Source organism: Methylobacillus methanolivorans (assembly GCF_054588515.1).
On the sequence record NZ_BAAILT010000002.1, the window covers coordinates 1,011,424 to 1,029,242 of the forward strand.

At 52.6% G+C, this 17,819-nt stretch carries 15 protein-coding genes; 5 read left to right on the forward strand and 10 right to left on the reverse strand.

All coding sequences use genetic code 11. From position 1 onward, the window contains the following. Window positions 1-16 precede the first annotated feature (16 nt). The 4 genes from mtlD to LG202_RS06050 all read right to left on the reverse strand — a co-directional run bounded on the left by mtlD (window position 17) and on the right by LG202_RS06050 (window position 6,579). Window positions 17-2,203 (reverse strand): bifunctional mannitol-1-phosphate dehydrogenase/phosphatase, encoded by a 2,187-nt coding sequence (gene mtlD, locus LG202_RS06035; RefSeq protein ID WP_230347497.1) that lies wholly within the window; start codon window positions 2,201-2,203, stop codon window positions 17-19. Window positions 2,204-2,496: 293 nt separating this feature from the next. Further along, the gene (locus LG202_RS06040; RefSeq protein WP_230347498.1) at window positions 2,497-4,977 is read right to left on the reverse strand and encodes a TonB-dependent siderophore receptor; all 2,481 of its coding nucleotides are present in this window, start codon (window positions 4,975-4,977) and stop codon (window positions 2,497-2,499) included. Between the two features lie 97 nt (window positions 4,978-5,074). Further along, window positions 5,075-6,073, reverse strand: a complete 999-nt coding sequence (locus LG202_RS06045; RefSeq protein ID WP_230347499.1) for a FecR domain-containing protein — start codon at window positions 6,071-6,073, stop codon at window positions 5,075-5,077. Next, window positions 6,070-6,579 (reverse strand): sigma-70 family RNA polymerase sigma factor, encoded by a 510-nt coding sequence (locus tag LG202_RS06050; protein WP_230347500.1) that lies wholly within the window; start codon window positions 6,577-6,579, stop codon window positions 6,070-6,072. The genes LG202_RS06045 and LG202_RS06050 overlap by 4 nt, the downstream gene beginning before the upstream one ends. 290 nt (window positions 6,580-6,869) lie before the next feature. Between LG202_RS06050 and LG202_RS06055 the strand changes: the two genes are divergently transcribed. Then, window positions 6,870-7,565: an MBL fold metallo-hydrolase gene (locus tag LG202_RS06055; RefSeq protein WP_459724659.1), complete on the forward strand. Its 696-nt coding sequence runs from the start codon at window positions 6,870-6,872 to the stop codon at window positions 7,563-7,565. A 151-nt stretch (window positions 7,566-7,716) separates the two neighbouring features. Further along, a complete protein-coding gene (locus LG202_RS06060) occupies window positions 7,717-8,442 on the forward strand; it encodes a Crp/Fnr family transcriptional regulator (RefSeq protein WP_230347502.1) in 726 nt (241 codons plus the stop codon). A 2-nt stretch (window positions 8,443-8,444) separates the two neighbouring features. On the opposite strand, the gene LG202_RS06065 is transcribed toward LG202_RS06060, so the two are convergent. The 4 genes from LG202_RS06065 to LG202_RS06080 are packed head-to-tail and all read right to left on the reverse strand — an operon-like array spanning window position 8,445 to window position 12,239. After that, window positions 8,445-9,098: a hypothetical protein gene (locus tag LG202_RS06065; RefSeq protein ID WP_230347503.1), complete on the reverse strand. Its 654-nt coding sequence runs from the start codon at window positions 9,096-9,098 to the stop codon at window positions 8,445-8,447. Next, window positions 9,095-9,463, reverse strand: coding sequence for a response regulator (locus LG202_RS06070; RefSeq protein WP_230347504.1), 369 nt, complete (start codon window positions 9,461-9,463; stop codon window positions 9,095-9,097). Before LG202_RS06070 ends, LG202_RS06065 begins: the two co-directional genes overlap by 4 nt. 12 nt (window positions 9,464-9,475) lie before the next feature. Beyond that, a complete protein-coding gene (locus LG202_RS06075; RefSeq protein WP_230347505.1) occupies window positions 9,476-11,650 on the reverse strand; it encodes an ATP-binding protein in 2,175 nt (724 codons plus the stop codon). After that, on the reverse strand, window positions 11,625-12,239 hold the full coding sequence (locus LG202_RS06080; RefSeq protein ID WP_230347506.1) for a biliverdin-producing heme oxygenase: 615 nt from the start codon (window positions 12,237-12,239) through the stop codon (window positions 11,625-11,627). The genes LG202_RS06075 and LG202_RS06080 overlap by 26 nt, the downstream gene beginning before the upstream one ends. A gap of 253 nt (window positions 12,240-12,492) precedes the next feature. Here LG202_RS06080 and LG202_RS06085 point away from each other — a divergent pair, with 253 nt between their 5' ends. From LG202_RS06085 to LG202_RS06095, 3 genes are read left to right on the forward strand one after another with little or no spacing between them, the layout of a single operon-like run. Beyond that, window positions 12,493-14,067 (forward strand): peptide chain release factor 3, encoded by a 1,575-nt coding sequence (locus LG202_RS06085; RefSeq protein ID WP_230347507.1) that lies wholly within the window; start codon window positions 12,493-12,495, stop codon window positions 14,065-14,067. Between the two features lie 5 nt (window positions 14,068-14,072). Further along, window positions 14,073-14,468 carry a YchJ family metal-binding protein gene (locus LG202_RS06090; RefSeq protein WP_230347508.1) on the forward strand — a complete coding sequence of 132 codons (396 nt, stop codon included), beginning with the start codon at window positions 14,073-14,075 and terminating at the stop codon, window positions 14,466-14,468. A gap of 3 nt (window positions 14,469-14,471) precedes the next feature. Further along, entirely contained in the window at window positions 14,472-15,710 is a 1,239-nt protein-coding gene (locus tag LG202_RS06095) for a glycosyltransferase family 4 protein (RefSeq protein WP_230347509.1), read from the forward strand. Here the strand turns inward: LG202_RS06095 and LG202_RS06100 are convergent. Together LG202_RS06100 and LG202_RS06105 are read right to left on the reverse strand one after the other, a co-directional pair. Then, window positions 15,697-17,100 (reverse strand): sensor histidine kinase, encoded by a 1,404-nt coding sequence (locus LG202_RS06100; RefSeq protein ID WP_230347510.1) that lies wholly within the window; start codon window positions 17,098-17,100, stop codon window positions 15,697-15,699. The genes LG202_RS06095 and LG202_RS06100 overlap by 14 nt on opposite strands. Window positions 17,101-17,102: 2 nt before the next feature. After that, the gene (locus tag LG202_RS06105; protein ID WP_230347511.1) at window positions 17,103-17,786 is read right to left on the reverse strand and encodes a response regulator transcription factor; all 684 of its coding nucleotides are present in this window, start codon (window positions 17,784-17,786) and stop codon (window positions 17,103-17,105) included. Window positions 17,787-17,819: the final 33 nt, after the last annotated feature.

A 17,819-nucleotide genomic window follows, 5' to 3' on the forward strand; every position in this document is an offset into this window, starting at 1 on the left:
CACCCAGGCATGCCCATCAAGACGCCAACTCCTCGGCATAGTTATAGCTCAAGGGCCATTGCCAATGTGCGGACGCAGGATTGGTCAACTGACGTAGATGCTCAGCGATACGCTCAATCAGCGCACTATCCTGCACTTGATCCAGCCCCTGATAAGGCTTGCCATGATAATCGCCATGCAAGGCCAATACATCCGCCACATTGCCATGCTGCTCGAACACGGCCTTGATACGCTGGCACTCCTTATCTTCAGGTGTCACGAGGCGCAATGCATACAAAATGCCCAGCGCAGCACCAAACTCCAGCATGGGGGTTTGAATGCCATATCTAGCCGCGAGCTTGATGCTGCCCATGATGCGCTCATTGCGCTGCAGCTTGCGCAGCGGATCGCGCCCGATACGGCGGCATGGATCTTTGAACGAAGCCTTGCAGCGTGCGATAAAACTATTCACGAAGGAAGTGTTGATGTACTCCGCCAATGCAGGGTTTTCCTGCAACATGGCCGGCTTGATCTCATTGTTCACCAGACGCTTGACCAACATCACCACGCGCTCGTCACCCATGCCTTGCCCTATCGTCTGGTAGCCCAGCAGGCTGGCATACCAAGCGATGATCGCATGTGTACCGTTCAGCAACCGGTTCTTGATTGCCTGTATCTCGGCAATATTGTCCACGGTCTGCACTTGGCGCAAACGCTCCAGTATCTTGCCACCCTTTTTGGCATACAACACCATGTCCGGACCGCTTTCAAACAAGGTCACACCGAGCTGATCCAGCGCACGGTTGAGGTGGGAAGCATGCTTGAGCTGGCTCACGATCTTGCCCAAACCGGCCTCGGCCAACAGCGCAGATTCCTGCTGCATAGGCGCCATATTGCCAACAAGCGTCAGGCTTTTTTGCTGGGTCTGCTTCTCAAAACTAGCGAAATTAATCCTGGCCTGCTTCAATAGAATTTCTTTCGGTATTTTTGACACCATGCGGTTAACAACCGTCTCGGTAAAACACGCGCTCTCCATCACCTTCTCTGCCTGCTGCACATCCAACAGGCGCAGCATCGCTTCCCTCACCTGCCGCTTAACGAATGCCGCCCCACCCACCTTGTTGAGAATCACCAGAATAGTCAGTGGCCCCGCCTCATTCTGATAGCGAGCAATTAATGCCTTTGCCACCACGGTAGCTTGTTGCTTGATAGCGGATTCTGGCAGGCAAAGCCCAATGATCTCGCACACCGCATACATCTCGCACACGGCGGCCTCATCCGCCATGTCGATCAAGCGGATACGGTCTATGGTCTGATGAAAAGCCAGGTTGCTGTAATGCACATCATATTTGCCAAAGGCATTCACGAGGCTACGTAGCGTCGTGTTATTGCTGGCACCGATGATTTCCCAAGGCCGGGTATAGCCATCCCAGTGCGAGAATATCTGCGCCAGGTAACCACCGCCCATGGCACCAAAACCATGAATCCCAGCACGTATATGATTGATGGTCTGGGGGAAGGCGTCCGTCAACTTGGGCTTGGGCAAGTTAGGCGTGAACTTCACAAGGTCAGCCAGGAAATCCGGCATGCTGTCATAGGCTTGATAGGCCAAGGCCTTGATCTCGGGCCTGGGCTCCTTGATATCCTTGATCAAGATCGGCAATCCACCAGCCGCGGAAGCTGAGCGTAAACCATTTTCCGAATCCTCGAACATCAAGCAGTGTTCGGGCAAGCAGTTGAGCTCCCCGGCAGCGGTACGGAAGATTTCAGGATGCGGCTTGCCCTGCTTCACCTCGTCGCCACAGACTGTCATGTCGAAATACTTCATGACATTGGCATTGATAAGATACTCCTCGGCAATGGCACGTCGGCTAGAGGTAGCCACTGCCATCAGCAAGCCATTGCGCTTGAGGCGCTCGAGGATTTCATACAGGCCGGGCTTGACCGGTACCCCGTGCTTGCGCACATGGGCTAGCTCCAGCTCATCGGCACGTTTACGGATATCGGCATAAGGATAATCCTCGCCATAACGCTTTTTGGCGAGCTCTTCCGCCTTTTTTGCGCTCAAGCCTAAGGAGCCGAGCAGGATTTCATCGCTGATGGTTTCGCCGAACAGTTCGGCAGAAGCTTGCTTGAGAGTGGTGAATCGGAGGCGTTCTGTATCGAACATTGTGCCATCCATATCAAAGATGGCGGCATGGATAAGTCTTTCCTTGAAAATCATGTAACTTCCTAACGTGATTAACTAATGTTGAGGTTCACCTCGAGTGTGAAATGAATGATGACTTTTTTACCATACCATATTTTTCCCAAAAATCAGGACACTTTGGTCTTTTAATTCAATCTGATGCAATAGACACAAGACAAAATTAGGCAGGAAGCTAATGATTTTTCAAACCGTCAATATGTAGGACTGACGCGACATTTGCGTCAATGAGAAGAGGTGTTGGGAAGTGTAAAAAAACAAGCATGAGGCAACAACCCGGAGCCGGGCTGCTGCCATGATCAGTTCAAGACTTACCAGCGATAGGTCAAAGTGCCAGCCACATTGCGGCGATAACCCCATTTACAGCCATCACCATAGTATCCACAGGTAGCAACATATTCCTTATCGAATAAGTTGCTGGCATTGAGGGCAAATTTCCAGCCCTTCCATGAACTCCCGAGGCTAGCCATGTCGTAATCCACGACAAGATCAACCAAGGTATAAGCAGGCAACTTATAGCCATTGTCATCATCACCATAGCGGCTGCCGATGTAGCGCAAGCCGGCTCCTACTGTCATACCTGGCAGCAAGGTAGCGGGCAGATGGTAGTTGCCCCACACGGCTGCGGCGTACTTGGGTACATTATTAGGCGTATTGCCTTGTACACCGTCATTGCTCTTGGTGATGTCCATCTGCGTGTAGGTATAACTGGCAATAAGATCCACTCCGCTATCCAGCTGAGTCTTGGCCTCTGCTTCAAAGCCGCGTGAACGCACTTCACCACGCTGCATGCTGGAATTACCACTAGGATCCTGCAAATCTGCCGTAGTCAGGTTTTGCCGGGTCAGGTCGAATAGAGAAAAAGTCAGCATAGTACGCTGACCTTGTGGCTGGTAACGCACGCCGACCTCATATTGCTTGCCAGTCTCGGGGACAAACGGCTTCCTGCCACGGGCCTCCGAAGTGGTTCCTATGACCGGGGTGAAAGATTCGGTATAGCTCGCATAAGGCGCCCAGCCATTATTTGCCAGGAATACCACCCCTGCGCGCCAAGTGGTTGCTTGGTCATCCTGGTCGCTGTCGTTAGATGCATTGCGATGATCATCCGTTGAGGTATTCGCCCAATCACGCCTTGCCCCCAAAGTCAGCACCCATTTCTGTGCGATCTTGAGCTGATCCTGGAAATAGAGTCCCGTTTGCCTGAGTTGTTGCGTCACATCCCTATTCACATTGGGAATGGGAAACGGCCCAACGCCATACACTGGGTTGTACAAATCTAGATCACTATAGCTCGCGAAAGTACCCTTAACATCGGCCTTCATACGTTGCGTATCTAGGCCGATCAAGGCGGTGTGTTCAAAGATGCCAGCTTGCCATTTCATTTGCACATGGTTATCCAGCGTGAGATTGTTTACATCCTCATCACTACCACCGCCATATCGGCTTACCGTGCGTTGATCAGCTTGCAATGGCCGCATATACACAGAAAATGCATCAGTATTCATACGCTGATAGCGTAGGTTCTGCCGGAACAACACGTTGTCATTGAAGATATGTTCAAACTGGTAACCCAGCGAATAACGCTCTTGGTCGAACTTGTCGAGACCAGGTTCACCAACGAAGCGGCTGGTAGATATCTTGCCGTAAGGGCTGCTATACAAAGTGCCGACACGTGGCCATGCCTGGTAGCCCTGGCCGCGCTTGTTCTTCTGATAATCACTCAATAAGGTCAGCGTGGTGTTGTCATTAGGACGCCAAGTCAACGCAGGGGCAATAAAGACTCTGTCATTTTTTACATGATCAATCTGCGTATCGCTATCGCGCAATAATCCCGTAAGGCGGTACGTCCAGGTGCCGTCATCCGTCAATAGGCCACCAAAATCAGCCGCTATCTGCTTCCAATCATAGCTGCCCGCTTGCAGCTGCACTTCATGTACCGGCTTATCGGTAGGACGCTTGCTCACCAGATTGACCAAGCCACCTGGACCACCTTGACCATAGAGTATGGATGAGGGTCCACGCAACACCTCTACCCGCTCCAGGCCATAGGTCTCGACTACGCTACCTCCCTGATTGCCAAAAGCATAAGTACGCAAACCATCGCGGTATTGGTCGCGACCATTCGTATCAAAGCCACGAATCGCAATCACATCGGCACGCGGATCAGGACCATTCGACTCAGACAATACCCCAGCGGTATAGCGTAAAGCCTCACCTACCGACTGCACATTCTGTATGGTCATCTGGTCACGCGTCACCACGCTGATCGACTGAGGTGTTTCTATAATAGGAGTATCGGTTTTAGTGGCAGTCTGCGTTCGCTTGGCGACATAACCAACAACAGGCCCCAGAGCAGTTTCACCGATGGATGAAGCTTGCACTTTTACCTCGGGCAATTTTTCGGATTTCGATGCTGATGGCACGGTAATCTTGCGCAAAGTATAGCCGCCATCTGATGTCATTACGGCTTCCAGCCCACTGCCAAGCAACACAGCATCCAACGCAGCACGAATACCATATTGCCCATCAAGGCCAGCACTCTGCTTACCTGCTGTCACAGCTCCCTCAACAGAAAGTAATATTCCCGCTTCTCCCGCCAACTGGCTTAATACCCGGCTCAATGGCCCTGCAGCGATCTGATAACGCTTGACGGTATTATTGTCTGCCGCCGCCACTTCTGCTGCCACAGCATGCGTCAGCCAAGCTGGCGTAGTGAATAGTAAAGGCATAGACATCAAGGCAGCGTGCACCGCACGCCGCAAGATAGTTTGATCAAAAACAGGGGATTGCATAGAGATTCCTTTTTTCAATATTGCGCCTGGGCATCAGGCAAAGCATTCATTGCTTATGCCAATCCAATCTTGAAAAAGGGAACCGGAATAGAAATCTTTATCGAGTAGCCGTAGATACAGGATGAGCCACATGATCAAGCGGCTCTAATGTAATCCACCATGGCAACAAGCGATTGACCTTAATGGGCAGGGTTTGCGCCAGCGTATGCAACACACGATCCAGGTCATCCAGGGGAAAAGCGCCGACTACGCGTAGCGTTGCCACCGCCGGATCACACGCCAAATGACCGCGGAAATAACTGCCCAACCACCCAACCACCTCAGCTAATGGCAAGTTATCCGCCACCAGCATGCCTTTCAGCCAGGATTGCATGGCAGGATCGGCCGCTTGTATGGGGCCACTCTGTCCCGCATTAAAACTGGCCTGCCGGCCTGCCCCCACCACCAGCTTGCCGAGGCCATGTTGAGGGCGCACCTCAACAGCACCTTCAAACACAGCCACATGCACCACCTGCCCCTGATCACGCACAGCGAAGCGCGTGCCCAGCGCCGTCAATACACCATGCCGGGTATGCACGCTCAATGGTCGTGGCGGCTGCTGTGTATCACGCGCAGTCTCTATCCAGACCTCACCGCTGATCAGCTCAATCAATCGCTCTCTGGCTTTGTAATTGATATTCACCGCGCTAGCGCTATTGAGCCAAAGTTGACCACCATCTGCCAGCATCACTCTTTGACGCTCACCAGTCTGCGTACCGTGATCAGCCAGCAAAATATTGGACCATTGACGCATAGCTGGCGCTTGCCACCAAGAAAGCGATAACACAGACACCCCACCCAATGCCAGCATGGCCTTGAGTACGCGCCGCCTGCTGCCAGGATGGCGCACCATATCGCGCGCCAATGGGTCATCCAGCGTGTGAAAACGCTGCATCACCAACTCGACACGCTGCCACGCTTGCAAATGACGCGGGTCCGCCTGCAACCAGGCTTGCCATGCTTGCTTCTGAGGCTCGCTTAGCTCACCATCCTGCATACTTGCAAACCACTCTGCAGCTTGCTCCAAGATACGATGCTCGTGCGTAACGCTATTCATGACTCCATCACGGTGATGCAGGCCAGCATCGCACGTGCCATATACTTTTTGACCATACGTTCGGAAACGCCCAACTGATGCGCAATGTCACGATAGGCCATCCCATCCAGTTGAGAACATAAAAATGCCTGCCGTACCTTTTCCGGCAAACCAGCCAGCATACGTTCGATCTCGAACAGTATTTCAAGCACAAGCACACGCTGCTCCGCACTTGGCGCCATCTCCTCTGGCAAACCCAGTAATGCCTGCATGTAAGCTTGCTCTATCTCACGGCGACGCAAATAATTCACCATCACCCCATGGGCAATCGTCGTCAGGTAAGCTCGCGGCTCCCTTAAAATATTAGGTGGCTGTTTGACCAGCAACTTGATAAACACATCCTGCGCCAAGTCTGCCGCCTGATGACTACATCCCAACTTGCGTTGTAGCCAAGCAGCCACCCACCCATGGTGATCTTGGTAAAGACTATCTACCTGCTGATCAGGAATGGAGTGAATCATCGTCATACAACATCTCGTTCAAGGTGCTTTGATTCCAGGTTTCAAGCTGGCACATGACCAATCACCACAACAGATTGCAAGCCAAGCACCGCCACCATTAAAAATAAAAACTATTATCATATTAACATTCAATACCTACATCACCCTACCACTCAGTACAACACTTTCTACTCATCATCCTCCAGCTTGTCAGGGAACAAGCTCTGCCTCTTGATTGTCTTTTCATCATATGGGCCATGATGTGGGAGCATCGTAAGAAGGCATCAATACTGTCACTGCAAGAAGGGAAACTCATGATTTTCAAGCAACTGTTCGATGATGCATCTTCAACTTATACCTATCTGCTAGGGGACTCATCCAGCAAGGAAGCATTGTTGATTGATCCAGTGGACTCGGCCCTGGAGCATTACCTGCAATTGCTCGATCAATATGGGCTGGTACTCAAATACTCGCTAGAAACCCATGTGCATGCAGACCACATTACTGCCAGCGGGATGTTGCGTGAAAAAACGAATACGTTGACTGGCATTGGTAGCCGCTGCAATGCACTGGCGGCTGATTTGCAGCTTCGAGATGGCGACCAGCTTACGTTGGGAAACACCCCTATCAAAGTATTGGCTACTCCAGGACACACCTTGGGCAGCGTCAGTTATTTGTTGGCTGATCGCGTCTTCACAGGAGATGCACTGCTCATCAATGGTTGTGGCAGGACAGACTTTCAGGGCGGTAACCCCGGAACACTTTACGATAGCATTACCCAGCAGTTGTTTACGCTGTCGGATGAAACCTTGGTATATCCGGGTCACGACTACAAAGGCCATCGCGTGAGTTGCATTGGTCAGGAGAAAGCCATTAACCCACGATTGGCAGGCAAGAGCCGCGAGGCATTCATCGCTATCATGAACGCCTTGGACTTACCCAAGCCAGAGTCGATAGATATTGCCGTGCCTGCCAACCAGCGTTTGGGCATAGAGGCATTGCCTCATGGCTAGCCTCCATTAGCTTATATCCCACTCAACCCAGCTTGGCACACCTACCCGCCCCACAAGGGAACTACCGCCAGCCATCAGTTATCTATAGCTACACCCGACCATGACGTTGACCAAGCAGCCGGACAGCATATAAACACAATAAGGAAGCCACATGGATGATCTCACCACCTACCTACGCCAACAAAAAAGCTTTAAGGATCACGAGCCAGACGAAATTGCCTTTATCGAGCAACTCAAGCTACGCCAAGTCACCTTACCTGCAGGCAAGATCATTGTGCAGGAGGGTGCGACCACTTCTCAGCTTTACACTTTGCTGGATGGCTGGGCATATCGTCATCGCACGCTGAAAAATGGTAACCGGCAGATTCTGAATTTCCTGTTTCCCGGCGATCTCATTGGCTTGCAGCAGAACCTGCTCGACAATAGCAGCAGCAGTGTACAGGCATTGACGCCTGTCACCCTATGCGAACTGGATAGACAGAAACTGTGGCAGCTTTACGAGCATCACCCAGCGCTGGCCTATGACATCACATGGCTATGCGCCCAAGAAGAGCAAATTGTTGATGACAACCTCATCAATGTTGGGGCGAGAAGTGGGCTGGAAAAAGTCGCAATGCTGCTACTCCACCTTTACAAACGCTACAAAGCCATCTACCCCACCCCGGGCAAGACGATTCCATTTCCCCTTACCCAACAGGAAATTGCAGATGCATTAGGGTTATCGCTCGCGCACACGAACAAGACCTTGCGTAAGCTGGAGCAACTAGGGCTGCACAGTATCCGCAATAATGCGCTCACGATCTATGACGAACATATGCTGGCAAGCCTGACGGATTATTATCACGCGCCGGTCAAGCAACGACCGTTATTGTGTTAAGGCTAAGCCCATGTGAAAGATAATTGCCGGTGACCGTATTGCATCGTCCATCCGGCATGCTGGGCCAGCATATGCAAAGCCTCTTGGTCGATCAACAAACCAGAGGCATCAATAGCGGGAGCATGATCAGTAGTAACAGTCTCAGGTAAAGTAACAACGAGCTCTTGATTTGCTGGGGACGGACTTGCTGTAATGCTCAATACGGCCTGGCCTCTGATGCTGTCCTGGCAATGGCACAACACACCCAACCAAGCATATAAAAAAGCGCGTTGCGCAACTGGGGTTGGGGACAATGAGCTTGCCCAATCATTCGCCAAACTCACCTCTATTTGGCTCATGGCAAAAGGCGTGGTCATGATCTGCAAGCCTTGCTGGATGAGGTCAAGCGGGTTGGCCAACTCGTTGGCAGCAGGCTCCCATGATTGCAGTGCACGTATCGCCAACACTGCCTCTTGTAATTGCTGGTCAATGCGGGCAACTTGTTCCGCAATGCCAGGCTGCCCCTCCTTGGTCAATAGCTTGCGGACAATGCTGGTACTCATCCGTGCGATCGAGATTGGCCCCACCAGCCCATGGCGCAGGCTAGGAAAGATACGCATGAAAATCGCATGCTGTATACCTGCCAACTGCCAATATTGTGCGTTTTCGCTGCTCATGACAGTGATTGCAACACCCGCTCTAGGCTAGGCAAGTCTAGCGGTTTTTCCAGGTAGGCATCAAATATAGTATCGGCTCCCACAACATCTGCTGCCGCAAACCCCGTGAATGCAACAAAGCTTGGCATATGCTCTTGCTGCAAGCGTTCCCGCAAGTGATTAACCAAGGTTAATCCTGGAATATCTGGCAGGTTGATGTCCATGAACACCACATCATAGCGCTTGCTCGCCAATGCCGGCTCCACGTCAGCCCCTTGGGTGACATAATCAGCCTCATGCCCCAGCATCTCCAGCAATTCCTTGAAGGTTTCCGCTGCAGCCTGGTAATCCTCTACGATCAATGCGCGCCGTCCTTCTGTCGTCAACGCTTTTCCCCTTTAAGCCTGCCACATTGGCAGTGCAACACTGAACACAATTTCGCCATCCACATAGTCATAGCGAATCTCTCCTTGATGACCTTTCACAATCTCATGCGCAATATACAGGCCCAAGCCCAAGCCATTGCGGTTACGCACGCTGGACATACCATGACGCTTGAAAGGGTTGAACAAGACCTCCACCAACTCTGCTTCAATCGGCCCACCAGCATTATGTACAGTCATGCGTAGCAGGCCATGCTCAGTCCAGAGCTTGACCATCACCTCGCACCCCGGCTCACCATGATGCCGGGCATTGCTGATCAGGTTGGCAATCACCTGCGCCACACGATCAGAATCCAAGCTCGCCAATACACCACTGGCAATCTCGGTCTTGATATGTACATCAGGATAAGCCGTGAGGTTTTCTTCCACTAGATCCTGCAATAGCGCAGAGACATCCGTCTCGGCAAATCCCAGGTTCAGTCCCAGCCCAGTCTGCAAGCGGGCCATATCCAGCACTTGGTTCACTAGGCGCTGCATGCGCCCGCTAGAACTCTTAATGCGCGCGCTCATGCGTGAAGTACCAGACTGCATTTCCATCATTTGCGCAGCCATGCTGATTGAATTCAAGGGGTCGCGTAAATCATGCCCTAGTACCGCCATCAACTGGGAACGCATACGTTCGGTTTCAGCATTGCGCGTATTGCAGACTTTAAGCAGGTCATGCTGCAAATCGCGCGCATCGGTAAGATCAGCCCGGCTCCACGGCTCGGCCTGTCCTTTGACGGTTTCCTTCCATTCATCGAACGAGCCACGCGGCGTCAGCCTGGGGCCTAGTGGGCCAGGTTGATAGATTTTTTCCGGCTTGCCACCCCAACTAATGGTATGCACCTGCTCCAAGCGCAGTAGAATTAGCCAACTCTGGTTGACCTTGTCGATATTGAACGCCAGCAGGCCGCAAAATCCGCCCATGTGCGGCACCAACTCGGCAGGTAGATCATCCAGTTTTTCAGCATGGTAGAAATCACGGTTACTCAACTCATCATTCAACCATTGCAATAAATGCTTGACCAAAGCTGGGGGCGTAGCCTCCGACACATGCAACTTGCCGCCATGTGTCATCATCATGGCATCGCAAGGAATCAATTCGCGAATCGCCGCAATACCCGAGAATAACGCCGAAAAAATATCATCCGACTCCATCATCTTAAGCACCAAGGCTGCCCGCTGGCTGGCAGCTGCAACCTGTCGCTCTGCGCTCAGCCGAGTCTCCAACTGTTGGATATCACTGGCGAGAATATGGCACAGCACATCACACGCCATCCTTATCGAATAAGGCACCTGATGGGCCGACATGTGATGACAGGCCATCATGCCCCAGAGCTTTCCGTTCAACACAATCGAGACACTCATGGAGGCACCAACCCCCATATTTTGCAGATACTCAATATGAATCGGGGAAACGCTGCGTAGCACGCTACGGCTCATATCCAGCGGCTTGGTATCTGTTGCCTTGAGCACAGGCACCGCCTGCGCATTGACATCCACAATCAGACGCAGGGTATTTTCAATATATAAACGCCTGGCTTGCGCCGGAATATCACTAGCAGGATAACGACGCCCCACCAAACTATCCAAGTCGGCACGCTTGGCTTCAGCGACGATCTCACCACTATCATCGTGCCTAAAACGATAAGCCATCACGCGGTCAAAACCGGTCAGCTTGCGAAACTCCTCTGCCGCGGCATTGAGTAAACCGTTAATCGTCGTCTGGCACTTGATGGCACTAATCGCCTGCTGTGCCTTGGAGGAATAGATATTGATATGCTGGTCCTCGCCCAGCCTTAACTCGAACTCGGCAATCACCAAACCCTGATAGCCATGCAATACCAAATCAAATAGCTTGCCCTGAATCGTCACCTCATGCGTATGCATCAAGCCATAGCCTGCAGATACATCTCGCAAGCAAGCGGAAACTTCAGCATTGGCCTTGGGAGCCAGCGTCATATGGTTGGCCTGCAACACCTGCCCTAGTTCCGGCAGTGTGCCAAGCACGGCATCCGCACCCATGCTGCAATGCATCAGCCGTGCATCGAGGTCAAAAGCCAGCAAGACCCCATGCGACTGGATCAAGCCGGGAATATGAATCGGTTCCTGGCTGCAATTATCAAGCGTAACGCTGGCTAGACTCATATTGATCCTGTGGAGCATCACTCATGAGCAGCAGAAAATGCTCAAATGCCTGCCTTGCGGCTTGCTCAGCACTCACGATGTCTTGCTCCGAGTTCACCACGGTCGCAATATCCTGCCTGAATTGCTTGCAGCGTAAAGCACTGCCCTGGCTGCGTTCACGAAAGAACTTCATCGGGCAACGTATTGAGCGGAGCTCGGCAAAACGCTTAAACAACTCACTGGCTCCCAAATAGGAGCCTTCAATGACATATTGCACACCCCAAGCGGCAGCATGGTCAGGTGTGAGGGAAAATGATAGATAAGAGTGCGGTAACGCCATGCCTGCGACCTGCATATCCTCTGCCAGCCAAGTCAGCGACTGTTGGTTCTGGTCAAGGTAATCTTGTGGCAAGTGTGCTTGGTGGATCAGTGTCTCCTGAATGGCAACCAGCCATTGATAAAACAGATGGATATGTTGAAGGTAATCGCACTCCTTGGCCAAAGGGTTCGCCAGCGGTAACTGCTGGTCTAGCTGGGCATGCAGGAAGCCCGTCGCTTGCTTTAAGCGCGATAAAACGTCTGGAGCCAGTTGATTATTATTGTGCGTCATCCTGCCCTGCCTCTGTTTGTTATCAAGCATTATAGGAAACCCGCAGGCATGTCGATATGACATTTCACATAGGGATATAACAAAGGCCTACCTTCAAGCACAGTCCTCATCAAATACTAGTGATGAGTATTACTATTTTTGCAATATTCTTCTTTATTCCTTACTTCAGGTCAAATCCCTCACGACAATTAAGCGATAGTCATATTCACAAACAAGGTAAAATGCTCGTTTTTGCTCATCGTTCACGGTAGATATGTCCAGTTTCACTTCAGAAATCCAGCGTCGGCGCACTTTTGCGATCATTTCCCACCCGGATGCGGGTAAAACCACGCTTACCGAGAAGCTGCTCTGGTTCGGCGGCGCCATTCAGGTCGCCGGTGAGGTACGTGGCCGCAAGGCCGCACGCCATGCCACCTCGGACTGGATGGAGCTGGAAAAGCAGCGCGGTATTTCCGTGACCTCTTCGGTCATGCAGTTTCCCTACCGCGAACACATGATCAACCTGCTCGACACCCCCGGTCACGATGACTTCTCGGAAGATACTTATCGCACACTCACCGCAGTGGACTCAGCCGTGATGGTGATCGACTCGGTCAACGGTGTAGAAGCCCAGACCATCAAGTTACTCAATGTCTGCCGCATGCGCGATACGCCCATCCTCACCTTCATCAACAAGCTGGATCGCGAGTCACGCGCACCAATCGAGCTCCTGGATGAAATCGAATCCACGCTGGGCATGCAATGCGCGCCCATGACCTGGCCGATCGGCATGGGCAAGAGCTTCCGAGGCGTGTACCACCTATACAACGACACCATCAGCTTTTTCGACCCGCATGCTGAAAAGGGCACCGCAGAAATTATCCAAGGCCTGGACAACCGACGCCTGGATGAACTCATCGGCTCGCAGGCTGAAGAACTACGCATTGATGTAGAGTTAGTGCGCGGTGCCTCCAATGCCTTCGACAAACAAGCTTATCTTGATGGCAAGCAAACTCCCGTGTTCTTTGGCTCGGCCATCAACAACTTTGGTGTGCAATCGTTGCTGGACGCCGTCGTTGAACTCTCACCTGCGCCATTGTCACGCAAGACCGCCAGCCGCGAGGTACCGCCTACCGAAGATAAATTCTCCGGCTTCGTGTTCAAGATCCAGGCCAATATGGACCCCAAGCACCGTGACCGTATTGCCTTCCTGCGCATCTGCTCAGGTCGATTCGAGCGCGGCATGAAGATCAAGCAGGTTGCCAGTGGCAAAACTTTATCAGTAAACAACGCCATCACTTTCATGGCACAAGATAGAACCACCATGGACGAGGCCTATTCCGGCGATATTATCGGCATCCCCAACCATGGCACGGTGAAGTTAGGCGATACTTTCACTGAGGGTGAAAACCTCAAGTTCATCGGCATCCCCTCGTTCGCGCCGGAATATTTCCGCCGTGCACGCATCAAGAACCCGATGAAGATGAAACAATTGCAGATCGGCCTCAAGCAATTGGCTGAAGAAGGCGCTTCGCAGTTGTTCCGTCCCTTGTTGTCCAACGATCTCATCCTGGGCGCCATCGGCCTGTTGCAGTTCGACGTCGTTGCTCACCGCTTGGAACATGAATATAGCGTAGACGTCGCATTTGAAAGTTACGATTGCGCCACTGCGCGCTGGTTGCGCGGGTCAGATGCCGATCTCAAGGCAATTGCGGATAAGTATGGCTTCAACGTCGCCCTGGATGGTAACGAAGAGTATGTCTACCTCGCGCCCAATCGCGTCAACCTGCAAATGGCGCAAGAGCGCTATCCGGACATCGAGTTCCTCGAAACGCGCGAGATTTTCTAAGCAGAATGAAACCGAGCAGCGTCACCTGCCCTTGTGATAGCGGAGCGCCTTACGCAGCATGCTGTCAGCGCTGGCACTCTGGGCAGGCAGCGCCCGATGCCACAGCGCTCATGCGCGCTCGCTATGCAGCCTATGTGCTGGGATTGACGGATTACCTCCTGCAAACCTGGCACGCTTCCACCCGCCCGGCTTCATTGCAGGATGACGCGAACGCGCCACCGCTGAAATGGCTGGGGCTCAAAGTCCTGCACGATAAACAACTCGACAATAGCAATGCCAGTGTCGAGTTCATCGCCCACTACAAGGTAAATGGCAAGGCAGAAAAACTGCACGAGCACAGCCGCTTTGTCCGTGAACAAGGACAATGGTGGTATGTCGATGGCGACTTCCTCGAAGGCTGAAACATGAACATTCTCTTCATTCATCAGAATTTTCCCGGGCAGTTCCGCCATATCACCCAATCCCTGATCGATGAAGGCAAGCATCAAGTATTGAGTCTATGCGAGGCCCATGCACCCGGCATGCAGGGCGTGCAGCGCATAGAATATACCCCCGCGCGCAACGGCACGCCTGGCGTACACCCCTATCTCGCCCCGGTAGAAGAGCATGTCATTAGAGGACAAAGTGTTGCCAGGGCGCTGCTGCACCTAAAGGAAAAAGGCTACCAGCCCGACATCATCGTCGCCCACATGGGCTGGGGCGAAGCGATTTACCTCAAGGACATCTACCCCGACGTACCGTTGGTCACATTCTTCGAGTTTTTTTACCAAACAACAGGCGCCGATGCCGGCTTCGACCCTGAATATCCGCTCACGCTGGATGATCTACTGCGCATCCGCACCAAGAACATCACGAATCTGCTCTCGCTGCATGCCGCTGATATGGGCATCAGCCCCACCTCATGGCAGCGCAGTTTATATCCCGCTGAATATCAGGGGAAAATCCGCCTTATCCATGAAGGCATTAATACCGAGGCTGCCCAGCCTGACTCCACAGCATGGGTACAACTAGGTTCCGGCCTGAAATTAACGCGCAAGGACGAAGTCATCACCTATGTGTCGCGCAATCTCGAGCCCTATCGCGGCTTTCATGTCTTCATGCGCGCATTGCCAGAAATCCTCAAGCGTAGGCCTAACTGCCATATCTTGATTGTGGGTGGGGACGAGGTAAGTTATGGCCGCAAGTTGCCACCAGGCGAAACCTACAGGGCCAGGCTGCTGCAAGAAGTACAAGGGCTGGATATGAACCGCGTACATTTCCTCGGTAAACTGCCCTATCAGCAATATTTGCGGGTACTGCAAGTTTCCTCAGCACATATCTACCTCACCGTGCCCTTCGTGCTGTCTTGGTCCATGCTGGAAGCCATGTCAGCAGGCTGCCTGGTGATAGGCTCACGTACCGCGCCTGTGGAGGAAGTGATCGAGCATGGGAAAAATGGGCTGTTGGTAGATTTCTTTTGCGCCACGGAACTAGCAGATGCCATTGATCAGGTATATGCCTCGCCGAACCAATTGCAGGAGATACGCAATGCTGCGCGCCAGACGATTCTGGCACACTATCCATTGGCACAAGGCATTCAGGCTTATCGGCAGCTATTCAATACCCTGCTACCCACAGCAAGTGAAGACCTCACCCAGCCATAGGTAACGCAACTTCGACCAGCAAGCCGCCGCCCTGACGGTTTTGCAGCGTGATCCTGCCGCCATGCAAATCCAGCACCTGCTTGGTAATTGCCAGCCCCAACCCATGCCCGGTCACGCTGCCAGCACTATCGGCGCGATAAAAAGGCTGGAAGATATGAGTCAGTTCTGATTCAGGAATGCCCGTACCACGATCTAAAATCTGCACCACCAGCCAATTGTCCCGGCGTTGGGTTTCCAGGGTTACCTCACCATAGTCAGGACTGTATTTAATGGCATTGCGCAGCACGTTCTCCAATGCCCGGTACAAGATATCAGGCTGTGCCTCTATTTCTGCATCCGCCCCAATACGGCTCTGAATAGTCACATGCTTGGCCGAGGCCTCAAACCGCGCATCTTCTACCGCCACTTCCAGGAGCTCACTGATCATGATTTTCTCCTTCTTGACGGCCATCACACCCGATTCCAGTCGGGATAGCTCCAACACCTCGCCTAACAGCTTATCCATGCGCATGGACTCAACCTCAATGCGATCCAGGCTATCTGCGCGTCGTTCGGGGCTTTGCTTAGCCAGGCCTATGCCCATTTGTAGCCGTGCCAATGGTGAGCGCATTTCATGTGACACATAATGCAGCAGGCGCTTTTGGCCTTGCATCAACAAGTACAACTGGCTCGTCATCCGGTCAAAACTGCGGCCTAGATCAGCCAGCTCATCGCGGCGCTTACCCATGGCGGGGCTCACCTTATCTTCAAGATTACCGCCCGCCACGCGGGCAAATGCCTTGCGCAACTCCTTGATCGGCTTTGAGACATACCAAGCCAGCAAGGCCGCAAATACCAGGCTGGCAATCAGGCCAGCCCACACAGGTGTCCAGGGAAAAATCGGCCCCACCGGCCTGGGTGGAGGTGGCCCCATGCCATTAGGCTCGCCTGGAAGACGCCTTCCCTCCATCGCTTGCGGACCAGGCATCGGCCCACCAAACCCTGGACCGACGGAGCGACGCTCTAGCGTGAAAAGCCTGATTGCCTGACCATCACTGCCATGCACTGTCAGCACGCCGCGCCCTGCATGCAGGATATCTTCCATGTCATCCGGGAGGGAGCGCGCCAACACCTCCTGCCCATTTTCCTTGACCGCATACACCTGGGGCATATGCTTATCAGACCACTGATGCAGCAACGCCGATAAAGCAGGCTCGCCACCATGCTGCAATGCACTATGCGCCGCTTCCAGCAAGGCCATTTCCATTGGGCCGCTGCGCAACTGCTCATTAGCATGTCGTTCATTGGCTTGCTGTTGCGCAGAAACCCAGAAAAACAGACTGACACCAATAATGGAAGTCATCTGCGCAAAGAAAAAGAAGAAAAAGAACTTCCAGAACAAACGCCCCATGGCTACTCTTTGATCAATTGGTAACCCATACGATACACGGTCTGGATACATTGACGACCATCAGCGAGCGTACCCAGCTTCTGACGTATGCTGCTCAGGTGAACGTCTATCGTGCGGTCAAAGCGTGACAATGGTCGCCCCAAACCCAGCGTAGAAAGATCGCTCTTGCTGACGACACGACCTGCCTGCCTGACCAGTACTTCCAGCAAATTGAACTCGGTGCTCGTGAGGTTAACAGGCTGCCCCTCCCACTCCACCAGACGTCGCTCCGGCCATAACGCAAGCGGGCCGACATTGATCTCGGCCTGCGTCTGCTCAGTGACTGGTACGATGCGTCGCAAGATAGCCCGAATGCGGGCGATCAGCTCGCGTGGGGTACATGGTTTAGGCACATAGTCATCCGCACCTAACTCAAGCCCAACAATACGATGTTCATCGTCACCTTTTGCGGTCAACATCAAGACCGGGACATTGCTGGAAGCTCGGATGCGTCGCAATACCTCTATGCCGTTGAGTTTAGGCATCATGACATCCAACACAATCAAGGACGGCGATAATGTTTCTGCATAGATGATGCCGGTTTCGCCGTCATGGGCACACTCCACGTCAAACCCTTCTTGCATCAGGTATTCCCTGATCAGGTTAACCAACTCCACATCATCATCAATCAAAAGTACTTTTGTCATAAGAATTCTGAACACTGTTTATGCAGCCATATC

What these genes read in the sequence shown, in the direction of transcription:
- LG202_RS06085 (WP_230347507.1), top strand. Translation starts at nt 12,493, where the DNA reads ATGTCCAGTTTCACTTCAGAAATCCAGCGTCGGCGCACTTTTGCGATC.
- LG202_RS06080 (WP_230347506.1), bottom strand. Translation starts at nt 12,239, where the DNA reads ATGACGCACAATAATAATCAACTGGCTCCAGACGTTTTATCGCGCTTA.
- LG202_RS06105 (WP_230347511.1), bottom strand. Translation starts at nt 17,786, where the DNA reads ATGACAAAAGTACTTTTGATTGATGATGATGTGGAGTTGGTTAACCTG.
- mtlD (WP_230347497.1), bottom strand. Translation starts at nt 2,203, where the DNA reads ATGATTTTCAAGGAAAGACTTATCCATGCCGCCATCTTTGATATGGAT.
- LG202_RS06095 (WP_230347509.1), top strand. Translation starts at nt 14,472, where the DNA reads ATGAACATTCTCTTCATTCATCAGAATTTTCCCGGGCAGTTCCGCCAT.
- LG202_RS06065 (WP_230347503.1), bottom strand. Translation starts at nt 9,098, where the DNA reads ATGAGCAGCGAAAACGCACAATATTGGCAGTTGGCAGGTATACAGCAT.
- LG202_RS06090 (WP_230347508.1), top strand. Translation starts at nt 14,073, where the DNA reads ATGAAACCGAGCAGCGTCACCTGCCCTTGTGATAGCGGAGCGCCTTAC.
- LG202_RS06050 (WP_230347500.1), bottom strand. Translation starts at nt 6,579, where the DNA reads ATGACGATGATTCACTCCATTCCTGATCAGCAGGTAGATAGTCTTTAC.
- LG202_RS06075 (WP_230347505.1), bottom strand. Translation starts at nt 11,650, where the DNA reads ATGAGTCTAGCCAGCGTTACGCTTGATAATTGCAGCCAGGAACCGATT.
- LG202_RS06045 (WP_230347499.1), bottom strand. Translation starts at nt 6,073, where the DNA reads ATGAATAGCGTTACGCACGAGCATCGTATCTTGGAGCAAGCTGCAGAG.
- LG202_RS06060 (WP_230347502.1), top strand. Translation starts at nt 7,717, where the DNA reads ATGGATGATCTCACCACCTACCTACGCCAACAAAAAAGCTTTAAGGAT.
- LG202_RS06100 (WP_230347510.1), bottom strand. Translation starts at nt 17,100, where the DNA reads ATGGGGCGTTTGTTCTGGAAGTTCTTTTTCTTCTTTTTCTTTGCGCAG.
- LG202_RS06040 (WP_230347498.1), bottom strand. Translation starts at nt 4,977, where the DNA reads ATGCAATCCCCTGTTTTTGATCAAACTATCTTGCGGCGTGCGGTGCAC.